Source organism: Rheinheimera sp. MM224, assembly GCF_947090785.1.
Taxonomy (GTDB): domain Bacteria; phylum Pseudomonadota; class Gammaproteobacteria; order Enterobacterales; family Alteromonadaceae; genus Pararheinheimera.
The window spans coordinates 4168516-4192812 of sequence record NZ_OX352320.1 but is presented as its reverse complement, the minus strand read 5'-3'; the positions used below and the strand labels follow the sequence as shown (position 1 = coordinate 4192812).

General features: G+C 46.2%; 19 protein-coding genes. 8 read left to right on the top strand and 11 right to left on the bottom strand.

Annotated features, from left to right (window positions below; translation table 11 throughout):
• Positions 1 to 119: 119 nt before the first annotated feature.
• Positions 120 to 977 carry a polyamine aminopropyltransferase gene (gene speE, locus OM978_RS19515; protein WP_264344047.1) on the top strand — a complete coding sequence of 286 codons (858 nt, stop codon included), beginning with the start codon at positions 120 to 122 and terminating at the stop codon, positions 975 to 977.
• Between the two features lie 41 nt (positions 978 to 1018).
• Here speE and OM978_RS19510 read toward each other — a convergent pair whose 3' ends face one another.
• The 4 genes from OM978_RS19510 to OM978_RS19495 all read right to left on the bottom strand — a co-directional run bounded on the left by OM978_RS19510 (position 1019) and on the right by OM978_RS19495 (position 4609).
• Positions 1019 to 2140 (bottom strand): hypothetical protein, encoded by a 1122-nt coding sequence (locus tag OM978_RS19510; protein ID WP_264344045.1) that lies wholly within the window; start codon positions 2138 to 2140, stop codon positions 1019 to 1021.
• Positions 2141 to 2197: 57 nt separating this feature from the next.
• Positions 2198 to 3055 carry an EamA family transporter gene (locus tag OM978_RS19505; protein ID WP_264344044.1) on the bottom strand — a complete coding sequence of 286 codons (858 nt, stop codon included), beginning with the start codon at positions 3053 to 3055 and terminating at the stop codon, positions 2198 to 2200.
• Positions 3056 to 3179: 124 nt separating this feature from the next.
• On the bottom strand, positions 3180 to 3830 hold the full coding sequence (locus OM978_RS19500) for an OmpA family protein (protein WP_233009193.1): 651 nt from the start codon (positions 3828 to 3830) through the stop codon (positions 3180 to 3182).
• Positions 3831 to 4033: 203 nt separating this feature from the next.
• Positions 4034 to 4609 (bottom strand): gamma-glutamylcyclotransferase, encoded by a 576-nt coding sequence (locus tag OM978_RS19495; protein WP_264344042.1) that lies wholly within the window; start codon positions 4607 to 4609, stop codon positions 4034 to 4036.
• A gap of 355 nt (positions 4610 to 4964) precedes the next feature.
• Between OM978_RS19495 and proB the strand changes: the two genes are divergently transcribed.
• The 3 genes from proB (at position 4965) to OM978_RS19480 (ending at position 7879) form a co-directional block, all read left to right on the top strand.
• Positions 4965 to 6083 carry a glutamate 5-kinase gene (proB, locus tag OM978_RS19490; RefSeq protein WP_264344041.1) on the top strand — a complete coding sequence of 373 codons (1119 nt, stop codon included), beginning with the start codon at positions 4965 to 4967 and terminating at the stop codon, positions 6081 to 6083.
• 2 nt (positions 6084 to 6085) lie between these two features.
• Positions 6086 to 7336: a glutamate-5-semialdehyde dehydrogenase gene (locus OM978_RS19485; RefSeq protein WP_264344040.1), complete on the top strand. Its 1251-nt coding sequence runs from the start codon at positions 6086 to 6088 to the stop codon at positions 7334 to 7336.
• 66 nt (positions 7337 to 7402) lie between these two features.
• Positions 7403 to 7879 carry a hypothetical protein gene (locus OM978_RS19480; protein ID WP_264344038.1) on the top strand — a complete coding sequence of 159 codons (477 nt, stop codon included), beginning with the start codon at positions 7403 to 7405 and terminating at the stop codon, positions 7877 to 7879.
• Here OM978_RS19480 and OM978_RS19475 read toward each other — a convergent pair.
• On the bottom strand, positions 7876 to 8121 hold the full coding sequence (locus tag OM978_RS19475) for a DUF1272 domain-containing protein (RefSeq protein ID WP_264344037.1): 246 nt from the start codon (positions 8119 to 8121) through the stop codon (positions 7876 to 7878). The genes OM978_RS19480 and OM978_RS19475 overlap by 4 nt on opposite strands.
• Before the next feature lie 182 nt (positions 8122 to 8303).
• Between OM978_RS19475 and OM978_RS19470 the strand changes: the two genes are divergently transcribed.
• Positions 8304 to 9389: a glycerol-3-phosphate dehydrogenase/oxidase gene (locus OM978_RS19470; RefSeq protein WP_264344035.1), complete on the top strand. Its 1086-nt coding sequence runs from the start codon at positions 8304 to 8306 to the stop codon at positions 9387 to 9389.
• Here the strand turns inward: OM978_RS19470 and argA are convergent.
• The 6 genes from argA to OM978_RS19440 all read right to left on the bottom strand — a co-directional run bounded on the left by argA (position 9384) and on the right by OM978_RS19440 (position 14773).
• Positions 9384 to 10703, bottom strand: coding sequence for an amino-acid N-acetyltransferase (gene argA / locus OM978_RS19465; protein WP_233009200.1), 1320 nt, complete (start codon positions 10701 to 10703; stop codon positions 9384 to 9386). The genes OM978_RS19470 and argA overlap by 6 nt on opposite strands.
• Before the next feature lie 300 nt (positions 10704 to 11003).
• Positions 11004 to 11819, bottom strand: a complete 816-nt coding sequence (locus OM978_RS19460) for a hypothetical protein (protein ID WP_264344034.1) — start codon at positions 11817 to 11819, stop codon at positions 11004 to 11006.
• 152 nt (positions 11820 to 11971) lie between these two features.
• Complete coding sequence (locus tag OM978_RS19455; protein WP_264344033.1) at positions 11972 to 12166, bottom strand: hypothetical protein; 195 nt, start codon at positions 12164 to 12166, stop codon at positions 11972 to 11974.
• A 393-nt stretch (positions 12167 to 12559) separates the two neighbouring features.
• Positions 12560 to 13711, bottom strand: a complete 1152-nt coding sequence (locus OM978_RS19450; protein WP_264344032.1) for a glutathionylspermidine synthase family protein — start codon at positions 13709 to 13711, stop codon at positions 12560 to 12562.
• Between the two features lie 6 nt (positions 13712 to 13717).
• The gene (locus OM978_RS19445) at positions 13718 to 14332 is read right to left on the bottom strand and encodes a DUF1190 domain-containing protein (protein ID WP_264344031.1); all 615 of its coding nucleotides are present in this window, start codon (positions 14330 to 14332) and stop codon (positions 13718 to 13720) included.
• A gap of 27 nt (positions 14333 to 14359) precedes the next feature.
• On the bottom strand, positions 14360 to 14773 hold the full coding sequence (locus OM978_RS19440) for a DUF350 domain-containing protein (RefSeq protein ID WP_264344030.1): 414 nt from the start codon (positions 14771 to 14773) through the stop codon (positions 14360 to 14362).
• Positions 14774 to 14950: 177 nt separating this feature from the next.
• On the opposite strand from OM978_RS19440, the gene OM978_RS19435 reads away from it, so the two are divergent.
• The 3 genes from OM978_RS19435 to pulA all read left to right on the top strand — a co-directional run bounded on the left by OM978_RS19435 (position 14951) and on the right by pulA (position 23923).
• Positions 14951 to 16576, top strand: coding sequence for a methyl-accepting chemotaxis protein (locus OM978_RS19435; RefSeq protein ID WP_264344029.1), 1626 nt, complete (start codon positions 14951 to 14953; stop codon positions 16574 to 16576).
• Positions 16577 to 16958: 382 nt separating this feature from the next.
• A complete protein-coding gene (locus tag OM978_RS19430; protein WP_264344028.1) occupies positions 16959 to 19862 on the top strand; it encodes a TonB-dependent receptor in 2904 nt (967 codons plus the stop codon).
• A gap of 71 nt (positions 19863 to 19933) precedes the next feature.
• Positions 19934 to 23923 (top strand): pullulanase-type alpha-1,6-glucosidase, encoded by a 3990-nt coding sequence (gene pulA, locus OM978_RS19425; protein ID WP_264344027.1) that lies wholly within the window; start codon positions 19934 to 19936, stop codon positions 23921 to 23923.
• Positions 23924 to 24297: the final 374 nt, after the last annotated feature.

Here is a 24297-nt window from a genome sequence, read left to right as displayed (position 1 = left end):
GCCCTTAAAAAAATGATGCGCTATTTTAAAGCCAATGCAGTGAAAAAAACATGAAAAGTTTGTCTCATATTGCCCTGACTGGCAAAATACCCAGCTTAGTTGATTTTCAGGAGATAAGTATGTCGGGCGACAACAAATGGTTCACCGAAATTTTTGCGGCCAGTGGTAGTGCTTTTGGTTTGGCCATCACCAAAAAACTGGATGAGGTGCAGTCGCCTTTTCAACATATCGAAATGTTTGAGACTACGCATTTTGGTAATCTGATGGTGATTGATGGCGTTATTATGCTGAGCAGCCGTGACAATTTCCTATATCACGAAATGTTAAGCCACCCTGTGTTATTTACTCACCCAGCGCCAAAACAGGTGGTGATTATAGGTGGTGGTGACTGCGGTACTTTGCGTGAAGTATTAAAACACCCTGATATCGAACAAGTCACTCAAATTGATATCGACGAACAAGTGACCCGCATGGCGGAAAAATACTTTCCTGAACTCTGTGCATCCAATAACGACCCACGCGCAACCTTAAAATTTGCCGACGGTATTCAGTTTATGCGTGATGTTGCACCAGAATCTTTGGATGTAGTGATCGTCGACTCCACCGACCCTATAGGGCCGGGTGAAGGTTTATTTAACAGAGCATTTTATGAAAGCTGCTTAAAAGCACTGCGCCCAGGTGGCATTTTAGTGCAACAAAGCGAGTCGCCACTGATCCATATGCCACTTTTAAAAGCCATGCGTGATGCCATGTCAGACGCTGGTTTTGCTGATTTACAAAGCCTGTTGTTCCCGCAGATGGTGTATCCATCAGGTTGGTGGACTTGTACTTTGGCTCGTAAAGAGACCAAATTGGACGGCTTCCGCGTTGCCGCGGCACAAAACCCTGCCTTTGAAACCCAGTATTACAATGCCGAAGTGCATCAGGCTGCTATGGCTTTGCCTAATTTTGTAAAGAAGGCTTTTGCAGAGAAATGATGGAATGGCGGGCGACCATAAAGGTCGCCCCTACTTTATGTTTATGGCTGAATTTTGGTGTGTGCTGGATACACCGTCATTTTTTCATACCAGGGTAAGCCTAAAAAACCGGGTTTAATACTCAGCAGTAACTGTTTGCCCTCGTCTGCGTGCTGATAAGTGCTTTCTGATATATCAATTCGTTGCGGTACTTGGGTACCAAATGCCGATAACTGGTCCTGTAGTTTCAGTTGGTAGGTCGTGCGTGGTGTCCATAGGCCGGATCTGCGGCCACTGCTGGTTCTTTTGGTGACAGAATTAATAATACCAATCTGCTGCTGTGCCTCAGCGCTGTCAAAGTTGCGGTTGATATCTGATACCAGTTGCATGCCACAGAGAGGTAACGTCAGCAGTAACAACACAAAGCTTTCCGTTATTATGGTATGACCGCGGGATGATTTTCTGAGTAACAGTATGATAATCAACATCAGGACAGCCATCAGCAGAGCTGCTGCAACAAGACCGTATTGAAACAGAGTCACAGAGTCCAGGTGGTAGTCATGATGATTAAAACGGTTTTCCAAAAAGACTGTCGCAGCGTAGCCAAACAATCCCCAGACAAAAGCTTCAACCCATAAAAACCGCCAGAAAAAAGATGTTTTGTGTTGCAGGGCGGCCTGACAAACTGGCATCAGGCTCGCAACCAGCTGAGCCAGTAACTGGATTTCAGTTTCACTTGGATCTTGATCGCTGTTTTTTGAAGCCCACAACACTTCACCGTCAGACCAGATGCTGACAAACTGCCGGTTGACCAATAACTCCAGAATTAAATCACGGCTTTGAGTACTGTTGCCCAGTTGTTGCAACAGCACTGGATGGTCGCAGGCCAGATAGATTTTTTCATCGAAGTTTGTATCACCGCTCTGATATTCAGTGCTGATCCCCAAAGCTTTACATAGCCTGGCGGCGTTTCCTTCTGGTCCAAATTTAAACAGGCTTTCTGTAGGAAACGGCATCCCCAGCTGGAATGCAATTCTGTCTCCTTCTTTATCCTCGCTGGTATCGAGGTAATAAGGCATACCCTGATAATTCCCTGCCTCTGGCAATGCCTTGGGACTCAGCCGGTAAATCATTCGCGACACAGCGACAGCCAGACTCAGCAACAGCCGGATAATAATCCACATAAAAATCTCACATCCTTGTTTTCTATGATTTTATCTTATTGATTTGATATCAAGAGTTCAATTCTGTTTCAGGTTTTTCTGCCAGCTTGCCCAGCCTAAGCTGGCTAAAATTAATACGGAACCTGCGGATAAAGTCCACCAGTTGACGTTTTGTTGCCAAAATACAAAGTTCACTACCAGGCCTGCCGGGATCAGCACGTTATTCATCACCGCCAACTGGTTCGCATTCACTTGTCGGGCGCCAGCATTCCATAACCAATAACCTAAACCAGAAGCAACCAGACCTAACCAGACTAAAATGCCGTAATCCAGAGTGGTCGTTGGCATTTTGTTCCAATCGGCAAACAGCGCTGTCGCTAGTAAGCTGATGAGAGTGGCACCAACAAAAAACCAACCGAAGTTATAGCGTTGTGAGCCTGTTGAACCCAAATCCAGCTGGCGATAAGCCACCTGACCAAAAGCAAAACATAAGTTGGCCGCTTGTATCAGCACTAAACCCCACCAGAAATCTGCGCTTAAGTTTTGATAGCGAATGACTAAAGCACCCACAATAGCCAGCAAGGCAGGGCCTAACCAGCGCAGATGCAGCTTTTTATAACGCCAGAAGTAATCCAGTATTGAGATATAGGCAGGGGTTAGAATGGTAAACAGCAGTACTTCAGCGACACTTAAATACAGGAAACTGTGATACAGCAGCAGGTACATCAGCCCCAACTGGATAGCACCAATAGCGGCAAGAGCCATAGCCTGAAAGCGGGAGCTGGTGCTTTTCAGTAACCAGGGCAGGAATAACACTAAGGCCAGCAGCATACGGCTGCTGACAGCCAGGTAAGGGTCAACCCGGCCAGATAAAAATTCGCCGATCAAGGAAAAACTAAAAGCCCAAATCAGCGTGACTAACCACAATAAACCCATAAAAAAACTCCGGCTATGCTGCTACTGCAATAAATGCAGCGGCAGCATAGCCGGAGTTTTAAATTTTTAACAGCTTTACACTTTTAACAGCTTTATATGTTTAAAAGCTTTAGCCTAAGCCATCCTATTCCGTTATAGCTTCGATATGAATCTCAACGCGGCGGTTCATCGCTCTGTTGCTTTCAGAATTGTTAGGTACAGCTGGGTAGCTTGGGCCTAAACCCTGAGTTTCAATTCGGATTGGGTTTAAACGCTGCGCCACTAAATAATCTTTTACGCTTTCAGCACGTTTTTTTGACAGCTGCATATTGTAATCATAAGCACCGGTATCGTCGGTATGACCGCTTATGACCAGCATAGTTTTGTCGTATTCACCCAGTACTTTAGCTACATCATTCAGCACCGGATACAGCTGAGGCTGGATAGATGACTGATTCACAGCAAAAGTAATTTGTGATGGAATTTCTAAACGTAAAATATCGCCGTCACGGTGCACTTTGACACCAGTACCGGATAACTGATCACGCAAAGCCATTTCCTGATGGTCCATATAACGACCCACGGCAGCGCCTGCTAAAGCGCCAATAGCTGCACCAATAGCCAGCCTTTTGTTTTTGTGGTTGCCTGTTGCTTTACCCAGCACTGCACCTACACCAGCACCAATGGCTGCGCCTTTGGCGGTGTTCTGATTTTCCGGTGCGATATTCATACTGGCACAACCGGATAAAACTAAAGTGCTGCATAAGGCAACTAAACCTAACTGTTTGGCTATCATGCGAAATCTCCTGAATTATTGTGACGCAATTGTACCTCAGTTGAACTGAATTAGCGCTGAACTAAAAACATTGCCCGGGTCAATGCTTAACAACGCGGAGCCTTGGCTCTTTGGAGAGATCGCCATGGATGGCGATGAATAAAGCTGAACAGAGCCAAAGTAAGAAGCTCCCCCAGTATTTGGGTGAAGGAATGGTGCAGCGATCAGGTTTGCTTTAACAGCCTTAACAGTTCGCACTCAATCGCAAACACATGTTCGTCTTGCTCATTCATATCGCGCAGCGCCTGTGCCAGTTGAAGCACGTATTCACTGTTCGGCCCACTTGGACCATGACTTCGTGCTATATGCGCGGCGATAGCGGTTTCTGTATCCGTGCCCAGATAAGCCTCATTATCTGGGCTGGCTAAATACACCACGCCTTGAGTTTCACCCGCTTCGCTGAGCCAATGTAGTGGAGTAAACACACGCAAATATCCATTTTTTTCACGATGGTCCAAATGTTCAAAGGTCGCTGGTGTTACTTGATAAGCCATGCCGGCGCAACGTGATCCTGGTGCTTCAATCAGGGTTAGCACCCTCCCAGGCGCCTCAGGCGTACCACGATGATCATGTGAGCCCTGCCAAAAACGGCGTTCCCAACCATAAATGCAGGCTGGTTTAGCGGCCAAATAGTCAAAGTCAGTTTTATAAATCAGTGAGCCGTAACCAAACAGCCAGACAGAGTCGAGGTGATCCAAAGGTTGGCGCTGTTGGTTCAGTGAAATAGTGTTGTGCGACATCAGGCTCTGCTTAGGACAAAAAAGTAATGCATTGTTGGTCAGATTTTACCGAAATACCTTTTACTTATGCTATACGCCATTTACTGTTGTTATGCGTTATTTTGAGGCCAAAACGAGTAGCCAAAGTAATTGCAGCTGCAGCAAGGCGACAAGTGATGGAGACCTCAGGAGCATAGTTCACTATGTGTTTATGGATTGAGGCGAATACTCGCCAGTAAGCAAAATTAGTCTGCTGAAATAAGTGACTGGGGCGAGAGCACGCAGTCAACGCCGCTGTGGTTGCAAGTACGAAGGCTATAGACATATATACGTCTAAATAGGTATGCTCGGGTGGTTAAATTATAACTGGAGATAAATGGGTTTTATGGCTGGGTTAAAGTGGCGACGTCTGGTGCTTAAAGTGGGCAGTGCCCTGATTGCACCGGAAGCAAAAGGTTGCTCCACCCGTTATTTGCTGGCCATCGCTGGGTTTATCAGCGAGTGCAGGCAACAAGGGGTTGAAGTGGTATTGGTATCTTCTGGTAGTGTGGCTGCAGGCCGTGCTGCAATTCCCTTTGCCCATCACCCCTTACCCATTAATGTTAAACAAGCTATGGCCGCTGTAGGCCAAACCCGCATGATGCAAAGCTGGCGCAATTTGCTGGATGTGGATTGTGCGCAAATTCTGCTGACACATGATGATTTACAGCACCGTAACCGTTATTTAAATATCCACAATACGCTGCGTACTTTGCTCGATCACGGCGTGCTTCCTATAGTGAATGAAAACGATACGGTAGCAACCGCTGAGTTGAAAGTAGGGGATAACGACAATCTGGCTGCTTTGGTCGCTACAGTGGTTGATGCCGATGCTTTGATTATTTGCTCTGATGTCGATGGTTTATATACATCTAATCCACGTTCTGACAGCAATGCGCTGCTTATTCCTGAAGTACATCTAATCACGCCGGAAATTTATGCCATGGCGGGAGGCAGTCACCATGCCATTGGCACAGGTGGCATGACGACCAAGTTGCAGGCGGCCAGTAAAGCCACGTCACAAGGCATTGATACTTTAATTATTAACGGCCAGAAAGCCGACAGCTTTGCAGCTCTGCTGGCTGGTAAAGCCTGTGGCACGCTGTTTCATAAACAGCAGGAACGTTTAAGTGCAAAAAAACACTGGTTGTTACACAGTTTAAAAACCCGGGGTGAGCTACAGCTCGACAGCGGCGCTGTGCAGGCGTTATTGCATAAAGGTGCCTCTTTGCTACCAAAAGGTATCAGCAGCATCAGCGGTGATTTTGATAAAGGTGACGCTATTTGGTTGTGTGACCAAGCCGGTAAACAACTGGCCAAAGGTATCAGCCAATACAGTGTGGCTGAGCTTGGTAAAATCCGTGGCGTACATAGTCAGCAGATTGAAAGTATTTTGGGTTATTGCCCAAGCGAAGTGGTGGTGCACCGCGACGATTTAGCGCTGGTGGAGGGCTGAGCATGACAAGCGTAAATATTAAAGCTATTTGCCAGCAAGCTAAAATCGCGGCCTTGCAACTGGCGCAGTTATCCGAGGCCGATAAAAATCAGTTACTGCTGGCAATGGCTGATCAACTGGAAGCCGATACCGCTTTGATTCTGGCTGGCAATGCCAAAGATATGGCGGCAGGGCGCGAAAAGCAGTTAGCAGAGGCTATGTTGGACCGCCTGCTTTTGACTGAAGATCGGATTAAAACCTTAGCCAATGCAGTGCGTTATATAGCGGCCTTACCAGACCCTGTAGGGCAAATTCGCCAGATGGCACCAAGGCCTAACGGCATTCAAGTGGGTAAAATGCGTATTCCGCTTGGCGTCATCGCGATGATTTACGAAGCCAGGCCTAATGTCACAGCAGACGCTGGGGCTTTGTGTTTAAAATCAGGCAACGCGGTGATTTTGCGCGGAGGCCGTGAAGCCTTAAATTCAAGCCTGGCTATTGCAGCTTCTTTGCATAAAGCCATGACGCAGCAGGGTATTGATCCAGCAGCTATTAGTGTAATCCCAGATCCGGACCGGGCTTTATTACTGGAATTGCTGCAGCAAAAAGACACGGTCGATTTAGTGATACCACGAGGCGGCGAAGGTTTAATTCATTTTGTCAGCGACAATAGTAAAATTCCGGTGATTCAACACTACAAAGGTGTCTGTCATCTGTACGTGGATAAAGAGGCAGACCTTGAGAAGGCAATCGCTTTACTTATAAATGGTAAAGTCCAAAGACCCAGTGCCTGTAATTCGCTGGAAACCTTGTTGGTGCATCAGGCCGTAGCCCCTGAATTTTTGCGCTTGGCTGCAGCTGCATTAGCGCCATATCAGGTTGAAGTGTTTGCCTGCGAGCAATCGGCTGCCTATTTCACTAATGCCGTTGTCGCACAACCCCAACAGTTCGATACCGAATATCTGCGTTTGGCAATTTCACTGAAAATAGTAGCCAGCTACGATGACGCCATTGTGCATATCCAACAGCACAGCTCCAATCATACCGAGGTGATTTGCACTCAGGATATCAGTACAGCACAACGTTTTTTAAAGCAAATTAACAGCGCTGTGGTGATGGTGAATGCGTCCTCACGTTTTAGCGATGGTGGCGAACTGGGCTTAGGCGCCGAGATTGGGATTTCAACCTCTAAGCTGCACGCCTATGGCCCCATGGGGCTGGAATCCTTGACCACAGAAAAGTACATAGTGATAGGCGACGGTCAAACCCGCTAAAGCTAATTAAAGTTTATGGAGCTGGTACCGATAATAGAGTGATTCTCTATTTTCGGTGCAAAGCTGATGTTAAAAATGGACTTAAACCAGATGCTCAATCTGAGCATTCAAAACGCAGTGCCTGCAGCAACGCAGGCAGCCCCTGTTTCTGATGACAAAACCTCAGCCCCGGAAAAAGACAGCAGTAAAGCTCCTGTGGGTATCCATGTGGATCTATCGCCACTGGGATTACAAAAATCCAAAAAAGCGGAAAGAGATAAAGATATAGACGAAAGTGAACTGCCGGACAGCGTTAAGCAGTCACTGAAAGCTATTCGTGATAAGCAGGAAGAGCTTGAGAAAAAACAACAAGAGCTGCAACAACTGATGAGTAACAGTTCTATGCCACCTGAAGAAAAACAGGAAAAGGTAAAGGCGTTACAAGCAGAAGTCAGTAGTTTAAGTCGGGGTTTAGTGGACTCTAAAAATAATTTAGTCAGCTCAATGCAGGATCAGGGTTTAACTGAACAACAAATTCAAACCGCTATGGCGCTGATGAACTAAGGTGTTGTTTTTGTTTTGCAATCAGGTTTAAACACCCGTACCGCTGAAGGTGGATTGGCGGCTAGTTTAGAAGCAGGGCGTATCGGCCGTCTGACTAATTCTCCGCCGCAGTTTGGGCAGACCCTAGCCAGTTTGTGGCTGCAATCCGGGCAAAAGGTGCATTCAAAAGAGCAGATATAGGCTGGTTCTGCTGGTGCTAAATCGGCATCACAACACTCACAGTTGGGTCTGAGTTCTAACATCGCCGTCTCCTGTTAATTCATTTCAACCTATTTCAGCAGAGACAGCATGAACTGTCTGCCAGAATTCAGGCCAGATCATGCTGCTTATCAGCCAGCCAGAGCCAGCAAAGTAGTTCGGCAAAGCAGTTCGACAAAGCAGCTGTGTTCTGCTTTGATAGATCAAAGACTTAATGGATTAGCATATGAACATAGCTGTTATAGGTGGTGGTATTAATGGCTTGTCATCCGCCTGGCAATTGGCGTTGGCTGGCCATCAGGTGACCTTGTTTGAACGCGATGAGCTGATGCAGGCGACCAGCAAATCCTCCTCTAAATTACTGCATGGTGGTTTACGTTATCTGGAACAGGGCGAGTTTCGTCTGGTGCATGAAGCCTTGCAGGAAAGACGCTGGTGGTTGAAGAAAGCGCCACACTTAACCAAAAGATTACCTCTGCTTTATCCTATCTATCAAAATGGCCAAAGGCCGCGCTGGCAAATCAAAATTGGTTTGTGGCTTTATGACGTACTGAGTGGAAAAAAAGGCATAGGCCGGCATCGCTGGCTGACGGCAGAGCAGGCAAAACGTTGTTCGCCTGAATTAAAAACTGATGGTTTAACAGGGGCTTATTTGTTTTTTGATGGCCAGATGGACGACCGTAAACTTGGGCTTTGGGTGGCAGAACAAGCCATCAAAGCCGGAGTGCAAATTCACCAGCATTGCCCGGTAACGCAAATTACGGCCAGCGGTGGGGTATTTGCGGCTAACAGTTCTGACTGGCAAGTCTTTGATCTAGTGGTGAATGTGGCGGGGCCATGGAGTAATCAGCTATTGGAGCAATCGGAGCTGCCGCTGCAACAAGCTTTGGATCTGGTGCGTGGCAGTCATTTGCTGGTGCCTGCAGTAAGTCGTTATGGTCATATGCTGGAAGTGCCGGGGGAGCGCCGTATTGTCTTTGTATTGCCTTATCAGGGGAAAACTTTATTGGGCACTACAGAAGTACGGCAAAGTCTGGCAGAACCGATAGAGTGCAGTGACGAAGAGCAGGCCTATTTGCTGAAATTGTATAACCACTATTTTGCCAGCCCATTGTGTGATGCCGATGTGTTGGGGAAATTTGCCGGAGTCAGGCCTTTATTGGGAGGCAGCGACAGTGCCAGCACCGCCAGTCGGGAGTATGCATTAAATTGGCAGCAGCAGTTGCTGACTGTATCCGGAGGCAAGTGGACCACAGCCAGGGCCTTAGCCCGGACTGTGGTAGAGCAAATACAACAGAAAAAAGCTTTATAAATCCAAAGCCAGAATTTTAGAGCGGCGTTGATAGTTATACAGCTGTTGTTTTTTCTCTGGTAAATCCTGCACTGTCACCAGCTCAAAGCCATGCTCCTGGAACCAGTGAATACTGCGGGTGGTCAGCGCAAATAAACGGTAATATTTACGTTGGCGAGCCAGCTGAATAATATTTTTCAGCAAGGCGCTGCCACGGTCGGCATCACGGTATTGTTCATGCACAGCTAAGCAGGCAAATTCACCAACGTTTTCTTCCGGGAATGGATAAAGCGCAGCACAGCCAATAATTAAACCATCACGTTCAATCACCACAAACTGGTCTATTTCCATTTCCAGCTGTTCACGCGAACGACGCACTAATAAACCTTGTTGCTCCAGTGGACGTATCAAATCCAGAATACCGCCTATGTCAGTAATGCTGGCAGCACGTAAACGTTCTGCTGCCTCGGTCACTATCTGAGTACCAATACCATCACGGGAGAATAATTCCTGCAACATAGCGCCATTGTCGCCATAACTGACTAAGTGACAACGCGAAACGCCAGAGCGACAGGCGGTAATAGCGGCATGCAAAAAGGCGACTGTTGCTGTGCATACATCTTCTTTTTGTTCCATCTGCCACATTAAATGTTCAGCGTAATTGGGCATCAGTTCAGCGGTAATATCGCCATCTTCACCAACAATACCGCCGGCTTCGTTAAAGCCGATAATTTTTTCAGCTTTGAGTTTTATCGCGACCTGAGTGGCAATTTCTTCGGCTGTCAGGTTAAAACTTTCGCCGGTTACAGAAGCCGCCACTGGGCCCATTAATACGATGCCGTTGTTATCCAACTGGCGGCGAATACCCTGCACATCAATACGACGCACACGGCCGCTGTGCAAGTAGTCGATGCCATCGTCCACACCCAAAGGCTGAGCTATGACAAAGTTACCGCTCACCACGTTGATTTGAGCATTGTGCATTGGCGTATTGCTTAAGCTCATGGATAAACGGGCGGTAATATCTAACTGCAAAGCACCTGCGACTTGTTTGATCACATGGAAGGAATCATCGTCCGTCACCCGGATACGGTTGTGGTAATCGCAATTTAAACCGGCTTTTTCCAACGCTTTATTAATTTGTGGCCGTGCGCCATACACCAGCACTATCTTAATGCCGAGGGTATTTAGCAAAGCTATGTCATTAATAATGCTGCGAAAGCCGGGCTGATCTATAGCTTCACCACCAAGCATCACCACAAAGGTTTTGCCACGGTGAGAGTTCACATAAGGGGCGGACTGACGAAAGCCATCAACAAGTTCTGTGGTGCGCACTTTGTTTCCTTCTGGCAAAAACAAAATAAGACTAAGGCTGCCTTGTGACAGGAATACGACAGCGGCTTAAGCATAGCAAAGGAATGCAAAAGCCAGAGCTGGCGCAGTATAGGCAGCACAAATGAGCGCGCACTTTAAACAATTTTGGATAAATAACCAACAGTTAATTTAACTGGATTTAGTGTTTTTAATAAAGTTGTTTTTTATCATATGTTTATGATTTTTCATTTAGCCTTGTGTTGGTTTTTTATCCTCTTTTAGTGCATGAATATATTTTAAGTCTTTTGTGGCTATTAATGCTTAGAACGGGCAGGCAGGATACTGCTGCAAAGTTGCCGCTGCAGCCTGGCGCAGCTGTTGCTGGCTTTGAGCCGATAAGGCTATGTTGCTCAGCTGTGGTAAGGTGTCGGCATTATCGCCTGTAATGCTTTGATACAACACCAGAGCCGTTAAAAATGCACCCGCCAAAGCCGCATGATTGCCATCAGAGCTGTGCAGCGCTAGTTGTGGGTATAACTCCAGCGCCTTATCCCACGCTAATCCGACAGGAGCAAGGCAACTGCTCTCCTCTTGCTGAATTGACTGATGTAACTGATGCACCCTCATGCCTTCTGTCTTATTCCCTGCTGTAGGGTGCTCAGGAAAAAGTATGGGAGTCACCTGTTGTGCTTTACTGGCTTTTACCCAGGTCACAGTTTTATCTGTTGGATAGTAGTAAATACCACTGGTGGAATATTTTTGTCCTTGCAGGATCAAATGTGTCCAGGTTTTGGATTGCAGCAATCTAAGGTCGTTTTGATTATTGAAGCGCTCATCCAGAAAAAGAATGCCAGCAGCAAGTTCTGCTGTAGCTTTTGCACCTGGCCTGCCTGTTTGTATCATCTGAACAATCAAATCGGCCAGATTGTGAGAGCGCACATGGCTGTTACCAAAAACCAACAGTGAATAAGTGTCGACAAATCTGTTGTCCGGCACAGGCAAACCTACCGGAAAATTGGTGTTCACCTCTTTAACAGGTGCCGCGCCGTTATCGCCGCCTCCTCCGCAAGAGGCCAGCAGCCATAAAGTGCTAAACATGATCAGGTTGATTTGTTTTGACGCTGATAGTAGGCTCATCTTATATTCCTGTCTGACTGAAAATAGCTGATATCCAGGCTGACAGAATAAAAACTAAAACACTGAAAATCCTTACGTTGAGCTGATGAAAAGCGGATAAATAGCGGATGTAGCTTGGCCGATGGGGGGATTGATTTTTTAATTTGCTCTGACTAGCGATCCTTCAGATGAAGTTTTTCTATAACCATACCAATAATAAAACCAACTAATGCTCCTGACCCACTTGAAAATAGTATATTTTTCAAGTCAATTGAATGTCCCTTTTGACCAAGAGCAAATCCAACGAACATCATCGAAAGTGTCCAAACCACCACTCTAATATTTTTAAAATGCCTAATTACTGACATAACCAGCCTCATTCAACCATGAAGGAAGGTTTACTCTATCAGAATATTGTGTATCACCAGTTGTTAGCTGGATGTATTTTAACCACATTGATGTGTCTGAGATATCTTTGGGTCAGATCAGTAGAGGGGTCATGAGCAGAAAATAGAGCTGGTGCTGGTCTTACTGCAGTGGCGTGAGTGTTAATTTTCTTACCGTTGTTTAACGATCGAACTGGCTAACTTAAAAGGTAAAACTAAACATGCCTGTTGAGTTCAAAAGCATGCAAACAACGAGTTGAAATTGTTCAAAAAACTTCGTGATCTTGCCCTGTGTTGTTCAATCTTGTTTCTGCGAGTGATAAAAACACAATCGATAACAACAGGCCAGCATCAATCTGGCCTGTCTGAATGGAGTTAATCCAAAATAATATGAGGTAAAAAGCGTGAACTGTCTTTGGTAATCAAGGAGTTATCTTCCCGAATGCCAATGCCAGCGGCGCTGTTGCCTACGACCCAACTGCCAATCATAGTGTAGCTGTCGCCAAACTTTGGCAAAGGATGCAACTTCTGGCGGATAAAAGGCGAGTCGGCGTAAGGGCCCGGTTCACTGATTTTTTCGCCGCTTAGCGTGACTAATTCAACATTCGCGCCTTCGCGGGAAAACAGCGGTTTACGTACCCAACCAGCTCCAAAGCTTTGGCCTGGTTGCTCGAAATGACTTTCCAGCAAATTCGGGTGGCCTTGGTATTTTTGCCACAGTAAAGGCAATATGCCTTTGTTCGACAACAACATTTTCCAGCCTGGTTCCAGCCATTGGGTCTCACTACTTAAAATGACGGAAGCAAAATCTTCCTGCACCATAAATTCCCATGGATACAGCTTAAACAAACCACCTATGGCATAACCGTCCATATCCACCAGTTGACCACTGGCTTCGCCTAACTGCTCCAGTTCGATAAAACGGCTGTCGACCCCTGCTTGTTTGGCAATATCCATCAGATACATTACTGTACCTTTGTCTTCAATACTGTTGGCAACAGAAGCAAAATACAATGGATTGGCCAAAGGCAGATTAGCAAAAGCGGCCTCTAACTGGTCTTGCAGAGAATTAAACTGATCGGCGCCTTGTGGCACCTTGCCGCGCATAATCTGATCTTCCAGCCAAACCCACTGGAAAAAACCTGTTTCAAATAAGGAAGTTGGAGTGTCGTAATTCAGTTCCAGCAATTTAGCAGGGCCAGTGCCGTCGTAGACTAAATCCAGCCGGCCGTATAAAGACGGCGCTTTGTTGCGCCAGGAGTCTGCGACAAAATCCCAGAATTTTTCTGGTATGGCTAATTGCCTTAGCTTTTCTTCATCACGAATGACGTCGTCCACTAAACCTAAAGCCATTTGATGCAGCTCTTCGGTAGGCTCTTCTAAATCCTGCTCAATCTGGCGCAGGTTAAACTGGTAATACGCTGTTTCATCCCAATAGGCTTCGCCATCAAAAGTATGAAACTCAAAACCTACAGATTCAGCATAAGAGCGCCAGCCCGGTCGCTCGTCACAAGCTACTTTTTTCATGCGCTTTTAACCACCAAAGCTGCTGGCTGAGCTGGAACGTTTTTGCGCCTGAGCACCAAAACCACCTCTATTGACCATACCTGCAGGTTTAGGTTGCACCGAAGAAGGTTTGATATAAGTTGGGCCTACACCTTTAGCTACGGGTGTATTGGTTGCAGTGCGGAAGGTGCTTCGGTCGTCCCTTGATTTATACAAAGGCTGAGCCTGCACTGGTTGTTTTAACTGTGAGCCTGAACGGTTCAACATTTGACCTGCTAAAAAGCCCATCATCATTGGCATAAAAAAGCCGCCACTGGAGGCTTGAGCTTGTTGTGGTACTTGCTCTGTTCCCGCTGTTGCTGCGGCCTGAGCCGGTGTTTCACATTGGCCTACACCAAAGTCCGTTTCACAAGCGGCTTTGTCTGTGTATTTAGGCGCAACCTGGGTATGCATAGCCAAAGCCTGACCTAAGTCAGCTTTACATTGTTCAGGATTGTAATAAGCGGCACATTGGTCGACGGTTTCAAAAGCTGCAGTTTGCACCGCCTCTTCCTGACCACAACCTGCCATTAAAAAAGTTGCAGTAGGCACCATCAACACTAAAGCTGCTTTTTTACTGCGTTTCAGCACTTTTTGTTTCATCAGTGACTCCTTAATAGTTTGTGCAAATTAATAGGTCATGCTGGCAGAGTTAATCAAACCAATGGCAATAGAACAACCGGCAGAAAACACACCAGCAGCCACTTCGCCTTTATTGATACGTTCCGGCAGTTGTTTTAGAGCAAAACGGACCACGGCAAAGGTCAGCACCTGAACCACTAAGGCAATAGCACCCCAGATAGCACAGTCGGCTAACGACAGTGAATGGGTGATAGCGCTGGATAACGGCAAAGCAAAACCAATTAAAGCACCGGCAAAAGCTATGGCTGCAGCGCTGTTGTTTTCTTTGATCAGGGCGAGTTCGTCTTGTGGTGTGATCCAGGTGTAGAAACGACAAAACAAAGCTATTAATAAAATGGCCAGAAAAAAGAAGCTGATAAATTCAGGAAAACCAGCCACAGAGGCCAATAAAGTTTCACTCATTAGAAAATCCTTTCATTAAATTGAGGGGCTTTGCCGATGATCCAGAAAAGCCGGACAAAAGGCAACAACTGAATCAAAGCGCATTTTGTGTTAATCCGTTGAACCTGCCAGTTTTGGGCTATGCTCAATAGGAAAGTTAAATCGCTAAGTTACTGATCTGTTAAGGAGTTCACCCCAATGTTAAATCAAATGTCGGTAAAAATCCGCTTGTTGCTGTTGGTTTGTGTGCCATTACTGGTGTTAATTACCATTAGTTTGATTTCGGTCAGGGAAATGGGCCATTTAAGTGATGGAGCCACCAGTATTTATGAAGACCGCGTTGTGCCGCTGAAGCAAATTAAGCAGGTGGCTGATGCTTATGCCGTGACTTCAGTTGATCTGTTGCATAAATATCGTGGTGAGGTGATAAGTGCTTCTGAAACTGTGCAGCAGTTGCAGCAACAAGGCCAGCTGGCCGATCAGGTGTGGCAGGCTTATCTGGCAACGACTTTAACCACAGAAGAAGCTGGATTGGCTAAAAAAGCTAAACAACAAATGTCAGTGTTTCGGCAAAAACTGCAAGAGTATCAGGGGCAAATCAGCGATGGCAGCTTAGTGCAGCGTAGTGCGAAAGACTTTAATACAGAGCTGTATCAACTGGCTGATCCACTGAGTGCATCTTTGGCGGCTTTAATTGATGTGCAGTTAGTGGAGGCTGAGAAATTTAAGGTCGAAGCGGCAGAGCAGTATCAGTTTTTTCTACAACTTTTTGTGATTGCGCTGTTGTTGGTGTTTATATGTTTAGGGGTTTTGTCCTGGTTAATTTACCGCTCTATTCATAAGCCTCTGAATCAGTTGCAACAGGCTATTTCTGTGGTTGGAGATAAATCTGATTTACGGATCAGAGCACAAATTACCGGTACTGACGAAATTGCAATTACCGCCATAGCTTTTAATCAGACGATCAGCCGTGTGCACCAGTTTTTTACTGAGTTAGGTGATGCAGTGTCACAGCTGGCAGCCGCTTCAGAAGAGATGAGCCAAATTAGCCAGCAGGTCAGCGGCACCGCCTTTGAGCAGGAGCAGCAGGCTAATTTAATAGCCACAGCTGTCAATCAAATGTCGGCCGCTATTCAGGAAGTGGCTAACAGCGCTTTGGCAACGTCAGAGCAAGCCAATGATGTGGATCATAAAACCCAGCAGGGTTATCAAAAAGTCATCCAGAATGTCAGTTCTATTGAGCAGTTATCCAAAGTAGTGAACGGCGCCAGCCTGGTGATAGAGCAACTCAATGGCGAGTCTGAGAAAATAACGGCGGTGCTGGCGGTGATCCAAACGATAGCAGGTCAAACTAACTTGCTGGCGTTAAACGCAGCCATTGAAGCAGCTCGTGCCGGTGAAGCAGGCCGGGGTTTTGCTGTGGTGGCAGATGAAGTGCGAACTTTAGCGACCAATACTCAAAAAGCGACCGAATCAATACGTACCATGATTGACACTTTACAAGCCTCAGCCCGCGAAGCAGTGCAGGCAATGGCGCAATCAGGTCAATACGCCAGCACCAGTGTCACCAATGCACAGGAAGCTGGAGTGGTGCTTGAGGATATTAAATCTGCTGTTGGCACTATAGTGGATATGAACGTGCAAATTTCTGCTGCGACTGAACAACAAACCATAGTGGCCGAAGATATTAATAAAAATATCAGTGAGTTTAGCGTCAGTATCGGCGAGATGACCCGCAGCGCAACCCACAGTGCGGATGCCAGCACCTCATTAGCCCAATTAGCTGCACGTTTGCAGCAGCAGGCTGCTTCGTATCGGGTGTAAATTTAACGAATAAGGCCACGCAAGTGGCCTTTATTTTTTAGCGTTTTGCACTGCTTTAGCCGCAATTAACCTAAATTAGTGCAATTAAATGTTTGGAAATGAAACCCCTTTCATCTCGTAATATCGCTGCTTAAATCATGGTTTTCGTTACATTTGAAAGCAATGTTTGCAGTGTCGAAAATTTCTGTCTGTCCCCGTTTTTATATAAACAGCCTGGTCTGCACCAGTTTGTGACTAGCGTATGTCATGAATACGTATTCATGTTGTGAGGCGGCTCAGCTTGGTTAATAACTGTTCACGGAAGATTTTATAAAAACCAGGACGTCCTTTGATTGTGTTGTACAAGGAATGTCTATAACAATCCAAATCGGGGACAAGAGGCATGTCAAACTATAAGCATAGTTTGCTGACGCTCGCTATTGCTGCAGCAGGTTTTAGTTGCAGCATCAGTGCAGAAGAAGCAAACCAGCAACTCGCACAGCAGGAAGAGCAGGTCAGTGCTGGTTCGAACACCAGCAAAACCAGAGAAGAAGTCGAAGTCATTGAAGTTAAAGGCTTCTCCAGCAGTTTAATTAAATCACTGAACGACAAACGTTTTGCCGACACAGTGGTGGAGTCCATTTCAGCAGACGATTTAGGTGCTTTACCTGATGTCTCTATGGCTGATGCTTTAACACGTTTACCTGGTATTTCAGCAGTAAGAACCGGTGGCCAGGCTTCTGAAATCAACATTCGGGGTATGGCGGGCGGTTTTGTATTTTCAACCTTAAATGGCCGTGAGCAGGTATCCACCAGCGGTCAACGTAATATCGAATTTGATCAATATCCGTCCGAGCTGATTTCTTCAGCCTCTGTGTATAAATCTCCTAAAGTGTCTCTGATTGAAGGTGGAGTTGCAGGTACAGTGGAGTTAAAAACCGCCAGCCCGCTTCAAGCCAAAGAAATGCATAACTTCACCGTCAATGCCCGTGGTATGTACAACGACAGGGCGGATGAAATCCCCAATGGTCAGGAGACTGGTGATCGTTTTAGTTTGTCTTATCAGGGCAAGTTTTTAGATGAAACCTTAGGTGTGGCTTTTGGTTTTGCCCGTTTGTATCAGCCTAGCGTGTCAACGCAGTTTGTGGGCCTCGCTTATAACGCTCCGGTTGATATAGATGGTGCTGCAGAAGATGACCCTGAGGAGCTGGTCAGTGAAGGTTTTGAGATGCAGCATCGGGGAGGCGAAGAAACCCGTAATGGCTATATGGCAGCACTGGAATGGGTGCCTACTGACAAGTTAACCTTAAAAGCGGACGCCTTTTTATCCAAATTTGATACTGAAGCTTTTGCCCGTGGTTTCAGGGTAAAACTGGAAGGACGCACTGCTGCTATTAACAACCCGATCATTAATGGCAATCTGCTGACTGGTGGTGTGTTTAACCGGACAACAGATGGACATACCCGTGTTGAATTAGTAAATGATGACAACACAGATGAAGATGAAGTGAAAAGCTTCGGTTTTAATGCCGATTTTGCAGCTACTGATCAGTTGAGCTTCAATTTTGATGTATCCCACTCAAAAGCGACCAGTAACTTCAGAAATGGTCTGTTGTGGTCTTTGGTTGCTCAAGATGCCACTGTGGCAAATCCAGAACTGGATACCAATGTGCAAATTGTTTACAAGCTGAATGGTTTAAACCTGCCTGATGTTGGTTTTAATCAGGCAGACGCTTTTACTGATATCAGTAAAGTGATGGTCAGCAAATATGGTATTTACCCTTATGTAAACTCTGACGAGGTCAATGCTTATAAACTGGATGGCAAGTACGAGCTGGAGAGTGAAGGATTTATATCTTCGTTAGAAGCTGGTGTGCGTTATTCAGAAAGGGATTATTCCAATGATCGCTCAGTGTACGAGTATGGTTCAGATTCTTCGTTTTTAAATTCACAACCACCACTTCGTTTGACCGAAGATATGGTCGAAGTTGTCAACTTTAGCGGGGCCTTTTCTCATTTCCCGGGCTATTTAGCCATAGATATGGATAAAGCGCTCAATGCCTGGTTTCCGCAAGGTGTTCCGCAACCAGTACAAACCTGGGGCACAGGAAATCAGGGGGTGATCGAAAGCCAGCAAGTCCCTGGAGGGCCTGACCGTGCCTGGTCTGTACTGCAAAGTGGAGAAGTGTACGAAGATGTATTGGCGGCTTATCTGATGGCCAATATAGATACTGAGTTATTTTCTATTCCAGTAACGGGTAACTTCGGTGTACGTATGGTTGAGACTGATCAGTTTGCAACGGATCTGACCAATGTAGGTGGTGACGTCACTTTAGGTGCTCAAAACATTACTGACGAAGTTGGATTGGTCAATACACAATACAAACCCAGTATACGAGGCCAGAGCTACCGCGATTATCTGCCACAAATGAATCTGAATTTTGCTTTAACTGACAGTGATCAGCTGCGGTTTGCTGCAGCGAAAGTGATGTCGCGTCCACCTATTGATCGTTTAGCATCCAACACCAGCTATACCATAGATGAGGATACAGGACAGGTGAATGGGTCGTCGTCTAATAGTCCTTTCCTGAAACCTTTTTACGCCACTCAATATGATATTTCTTACGAAAAATACTTTACTGAAACAGATGGCGCTTTTGTAGCAGCCCTGTTTTACAAGGATATTGAGTCTTTTATCAATACTTTCACTATCGCTGATTTTGACTTTAAAGCTGCAGGTTTTCCTATCCCGGATTTTATAGTCCGCGACAACGGTTCAACTGTATCTACAAAACCCGGAGATTACACTACTGCGTTGAATAACGAGAAAGGCGGTTATATCCGTGGTGCTGAAATCGCTTATACCCAAGTGTTTAAATTTTTACCTTCCTTTTGGCAAGGTTTAGGTTTTAGCGGTAGCTACTCCTACACAGAAAGTGAAATCCAGCAACAGGTCAGCTTAGGTGAACAGACCATAGATATTACGTTGCCTGGACTATCGAAAAACGTCATGACAGCGACTCTGTTCTGGGAATACGAAGGTTTTGAAACCCGGGTCAGTGGTCGTTACCGCGACAATTTTGTGTCTGAACAGGTGGCTGTAGAAGCTCAGACTGTGAACTTCGACGGTGAAACTGTGATTGATTACCAGGCTTCATATCAAATCAACGATAACTTTGGTGTGCTGTTTCAGGTGAATAACCTGACGGACGAACCGACCAAAAGTTATTTTGGCGAAGAAGCCAATACCGGCACTATCCAGTTTTTTGGCCGCCAGTATTTTGTTGGTGCGAACTATACGTTCTGACCCGGGTGATGACTTTAGCACCCAGTTAATGAACGGGTGCTCATAACAAGAATTGATTGGAGCACGACTATATGTTGACTATAACGCAAGGCTTGAAGCTAGGCCTGATTGGCTGCGCAGCATTGATACTGTCCGCTTGCGGCAGTGGAGGAGAAGATTCGGTAGAAGGCGGCAAACAGTTGCTGACCTGTTCTGTACCGCAGATCCCAAATGATACGGGGACTGCTTGTATTGACCCTCCTCCTATTAAATGTCTGGCGCCTGAATTCCCAGATGCCAAAAATGAAGAATGTATCCTTGGCTATAATCCGGACGCACCTAAAGCTTCAATATATCCGGGGCCGAATCAGGCGATTTTGTTTTACAACAGAGCGGATGATAACTACGAAGGGTACAAGTTACATACCTGGAATAATGAAGCCTGTGACGCTTATGAAAGTGTCTCCATTGCTGAAGGATGGGATAAAGGATTGACGCACACTGGTGTGGATGAGGTGTACGGAGCTTATTGGGTATTGGAGTTAAAAGATGGTGTCGCAGAAACTGCTGATGCCTGCGCCAATTTTATTATCCACATTGGTACTGACGATGCTGGTAAAGCTATGGGAGCTGGCGACTTTAAGTTTTCTGTGGGTCCAAAAGATGTACCTGAAGTGGCACGTATGGCCTGGACTTTTCATGGCAAAAGCAGTGTGTACACCTACCCTGTTGCCTCTTTAGGCGCTCAGATTGCTGACAGTTCAGCGCATTGGATTGACGCTGACACTTTTGTCTGGAATGTAGACCGGGCTTTGGCGTCAAAAGTAAAACTGCACCACACGGCGCAGGCTGATCTCAAGATCAATGTGGATGCCCAGATTAATGGCCAAACGGTTGATCTTGTAGCAACTGAGCTGACAGACACCCAAAAGGCCGGGATACCTCATATTGCTGACTGGCCAGCTTTTGAGATCGATGTCACTGAAACTGAGGCGAAATCTATAGTCAAAGACCAAATGGTATTAGCTGCTTATGATACAGAAAATAAAGTTGCAACCGCCAGTTATGTGCAAGCAGCGAAAGTACTGGATGACCTTTACACCAGTGCTGAAGCCGATGCTGATGAAGCCACTTTAGGTGTCCGCTATGAAGGTGATGCTGTGAAGGTTGCGTTATGGGCGCCTACTGCTCAAAGTGTGGCGTTAAAGCTGTATAACGCTGCAAAAACACTAACCTCTACTCAGGCTATGACCTTAGATGCCGCGACAGGGATCTGGAGTTACAGCGGCACCAAGGCCAACCTGGACCGCACTTTCTACCGCTTTGAAGTGAAGGTGTATCACCCGACGACCAAAAAAGTGGAAACCGTAGAAAGCACAGATCCTTATTCGGTCAGTTTGTCGACGAACGGTCGTTTCAGTCAGTTTGTTAATTTAGCCGACGAGGATTTAAAACCTGAAGGCTGGGCAACCCAGACTATTCCGACTATTGAAAATCCAGAAGATACAGTAATTTACGAAGGCCATATTCGTGATTTCAGTATCCGTGACACTAGTGTCAGCGAAGCTAACAGAGGTAAATATCTGGCCTTTACAGAGATGGAAAGTGCCCCTGTTTTGCATCTGAAAAAACTGGCTGAAAGTGGGGTAACGCATTTCCATATGTTGCCTGCCACAGATATGGCCACTGTTAATGAAGATGCCACAAAGCGGGTTGAAATCACTGACACTGTCGGCGAGTTATGTGCTGTTAACGCTGCAGCTAAAGTCTGTGCAGATGAAAACGATGCGACAGTATTACTGGATTTGCTGAAGTCTTATCAACCATCCGGCGAGCTGGCTCAGCAGTTAGTGGCGGATATGCGAGCTACTGATGGCTTTAACTGGGGTTATGATCCACATCACTTTAATGTGCCTGAAGGCAGTTATGCTTCCAGTGCTGAAGGGGTCGCCCGTATTAAAGAAATGCGCGCTATGAATAAAGCTCTGCACGACATCGGCCTGCGGGTAGTGCTGGATGTGGTGTACAACCACACCAATTCGTCCGCTGTATTTGATAACTCAGTTTTTGACAAAATAGTGCCTGGTTACTTCCACAGATACAATCCAACCAGCGGCATGATTGAGCGTTCTACTTGCTGCGAAAATACGGCAATTGAACATAAAATGATGGATAAATTCGTCAAAGACTCATTAGTGTTGTTAGCTCGTGAATACAGCTTTGATGGCTTCCGTTTTGACATTATGGGGCATCATCCCAAAGCTGGTATTTTAGCGGCCCGTGACGCTGTGCGAGCTGTTGATGCTGACACCTACTTCTATGGCGAAGGCTGGAATTTTGGTGAAGTGGCTGATGATCGTCTGTTTGAGCAAGCGCGTCAGGCCAATATGGCAGGGACTGAAGTAGGTACTTTTAATGACCGTTTACGCGACAGCGTGCGCAGTGCTGCCTTATTTACTGGCAAAGGCGAAGACGGTGAACGTCAGCAGCAGAACTATATTGAAATTGGTTTAGCCGGCACCTTAAAAGACTTTATTATCAAAGACTACAGAGGCAATACCGGCACGGCTTCCAGTGTGATTTGGAACTCTCAGCCTGCAGGTTATGCTACAGATCCGGCAGATATTATTAACTATGTATCCAAGCATGATAACGAAGCCATCTGGGATAAATTACAGCTGGAACTACATAATGCCGGTGTTGATTTGAGTCTGGAAAACCGGGTGCGGGTGAACAGCATAGCTTTGGCTATCCCATTGTTAAGTCAGGGTATCCCTTTCCTGCAAATGGGCGATGATTTATTGCGCTCTAAATCGCTGGACCGCAACAGCTATGACGCAGGTGACTGGTTTAACTTTGTTGATTTCAGCAAGGAAACGAATAACTGGAATGTAGGTTTACCACTGGCTCAGGACAATAGTGCCAATTGGGCGACCATGGCATCTGTTGCAACCAAAGCGAATACCAAAGCTGCTGCTGATGACATTCAGTTTTCATCTGATGTCTTTAACGAATTCCTGCAAATTCGTAAAAGCAGCCCTCTGTTTCGTTTAACAACGGGTCAGGATGTGATGCAGCGGGTGGGTTTTCACAACATTGGTAAAAATCTGACACCTGGTTTGATTGTGATGAGCATTGACGATGGCACAGGCTTAGCCGATTTGGATCCTGATCACGATGCTGTGGTGGTGGTGATTAATGGCACTGCAGCAGAGCAGTCTCATGAAGTTGCAACAGCTAAAGGTTTTGTGTTGCATCAGGTGCAGCAGGTTTCCGCCGATAGTCAGGTGCAGGATGCCAGCTTTGCCGAAGCTGCAACAGAAGGTACTTTTACTGTACCTGCTTACACTGCAGCCGTTTTTGTTAAACCTCAGAATGGTGCTCAGGGTGAAGGTTTAAAAGCTGACGCTACACTGGGAGCCGCAGACATACCTCCATACGAGTTAACCACTATTTACGTGCGTGGCGCTATGAATGGTTGGGGTGAAACAGATGCGATGAGCTACGATGGAGATGGAGTCTACAGCGCTAGTATCACTATTGCGGCGGGTGACTATGAGTTTAAAATAGCTTCAGCGAACTGGTCCACTGTAGATTTTGGCTCAGCCGATCAACAAGTGACTTTAGGGGCTGCGAAGACCTTAAGTCGTGGTGGTTCTAACCTGAAAATCACCATCCCTAAAACATCCACTTATACCTTCAGAGTGAATGCTATCGTTCCTGAAGCTCCGGTGCTCACTGTGACTGAATTCGTGCCTTATGGTGAGACCACTGTCTATTTACGAGGCAACATGAACGGCTGGGGTGAAGTTAATCCTCTGCAGTACGACGGTGCTGGTGTGTACAGTGTGACACTTAATCTTGCTGTATCCGCGGATCATGAGTTCAAGATAGCTTCGGCTGACTGGAGTACAGTAGATTTTGGCTCTGCGGATCAAACGGTCAGTCTGGATACAGATAAAGTGCTGACAAGAGGTGGCTCGAACCTGAAACTACCTATTACCGAGCAGGCCGATTATAAGGTCACACTCACCGCAACAGACACTGCAGCACCAGTGTTGAATGTTACTAAAGTAGAGTAAATGGAAGATTAAAGCTCCAGCGAAAGGCCGTTTTTTTAACGGCCTTTTTTTTCGGCGTTTTTCCAGAAAGTACGTGCTGTAATTTCTTCTTCGCTGACCGCAGAGCCAACCGCACTGTAACGTCTGCATGCCGCGGCTATGCATGACTGAATGCATAGCCGCTTGCAACTTTGATGAACTGAGCTAAGTTTGCATTAAGTTAGAGCGCAGGCTCTGGTCCATTCCTTCAAATAAATCAGGTGATCCAGTGGGTTGCTTGCACCAATAGAATGCAAAATTGCACAAATGCCCTGCAAAGGGGCGTCAACATAGGAGGTGAATACGTATTCATGTTGAACATTGGCGGCGATAAGTTTAACTAGTAGGGTCAGACT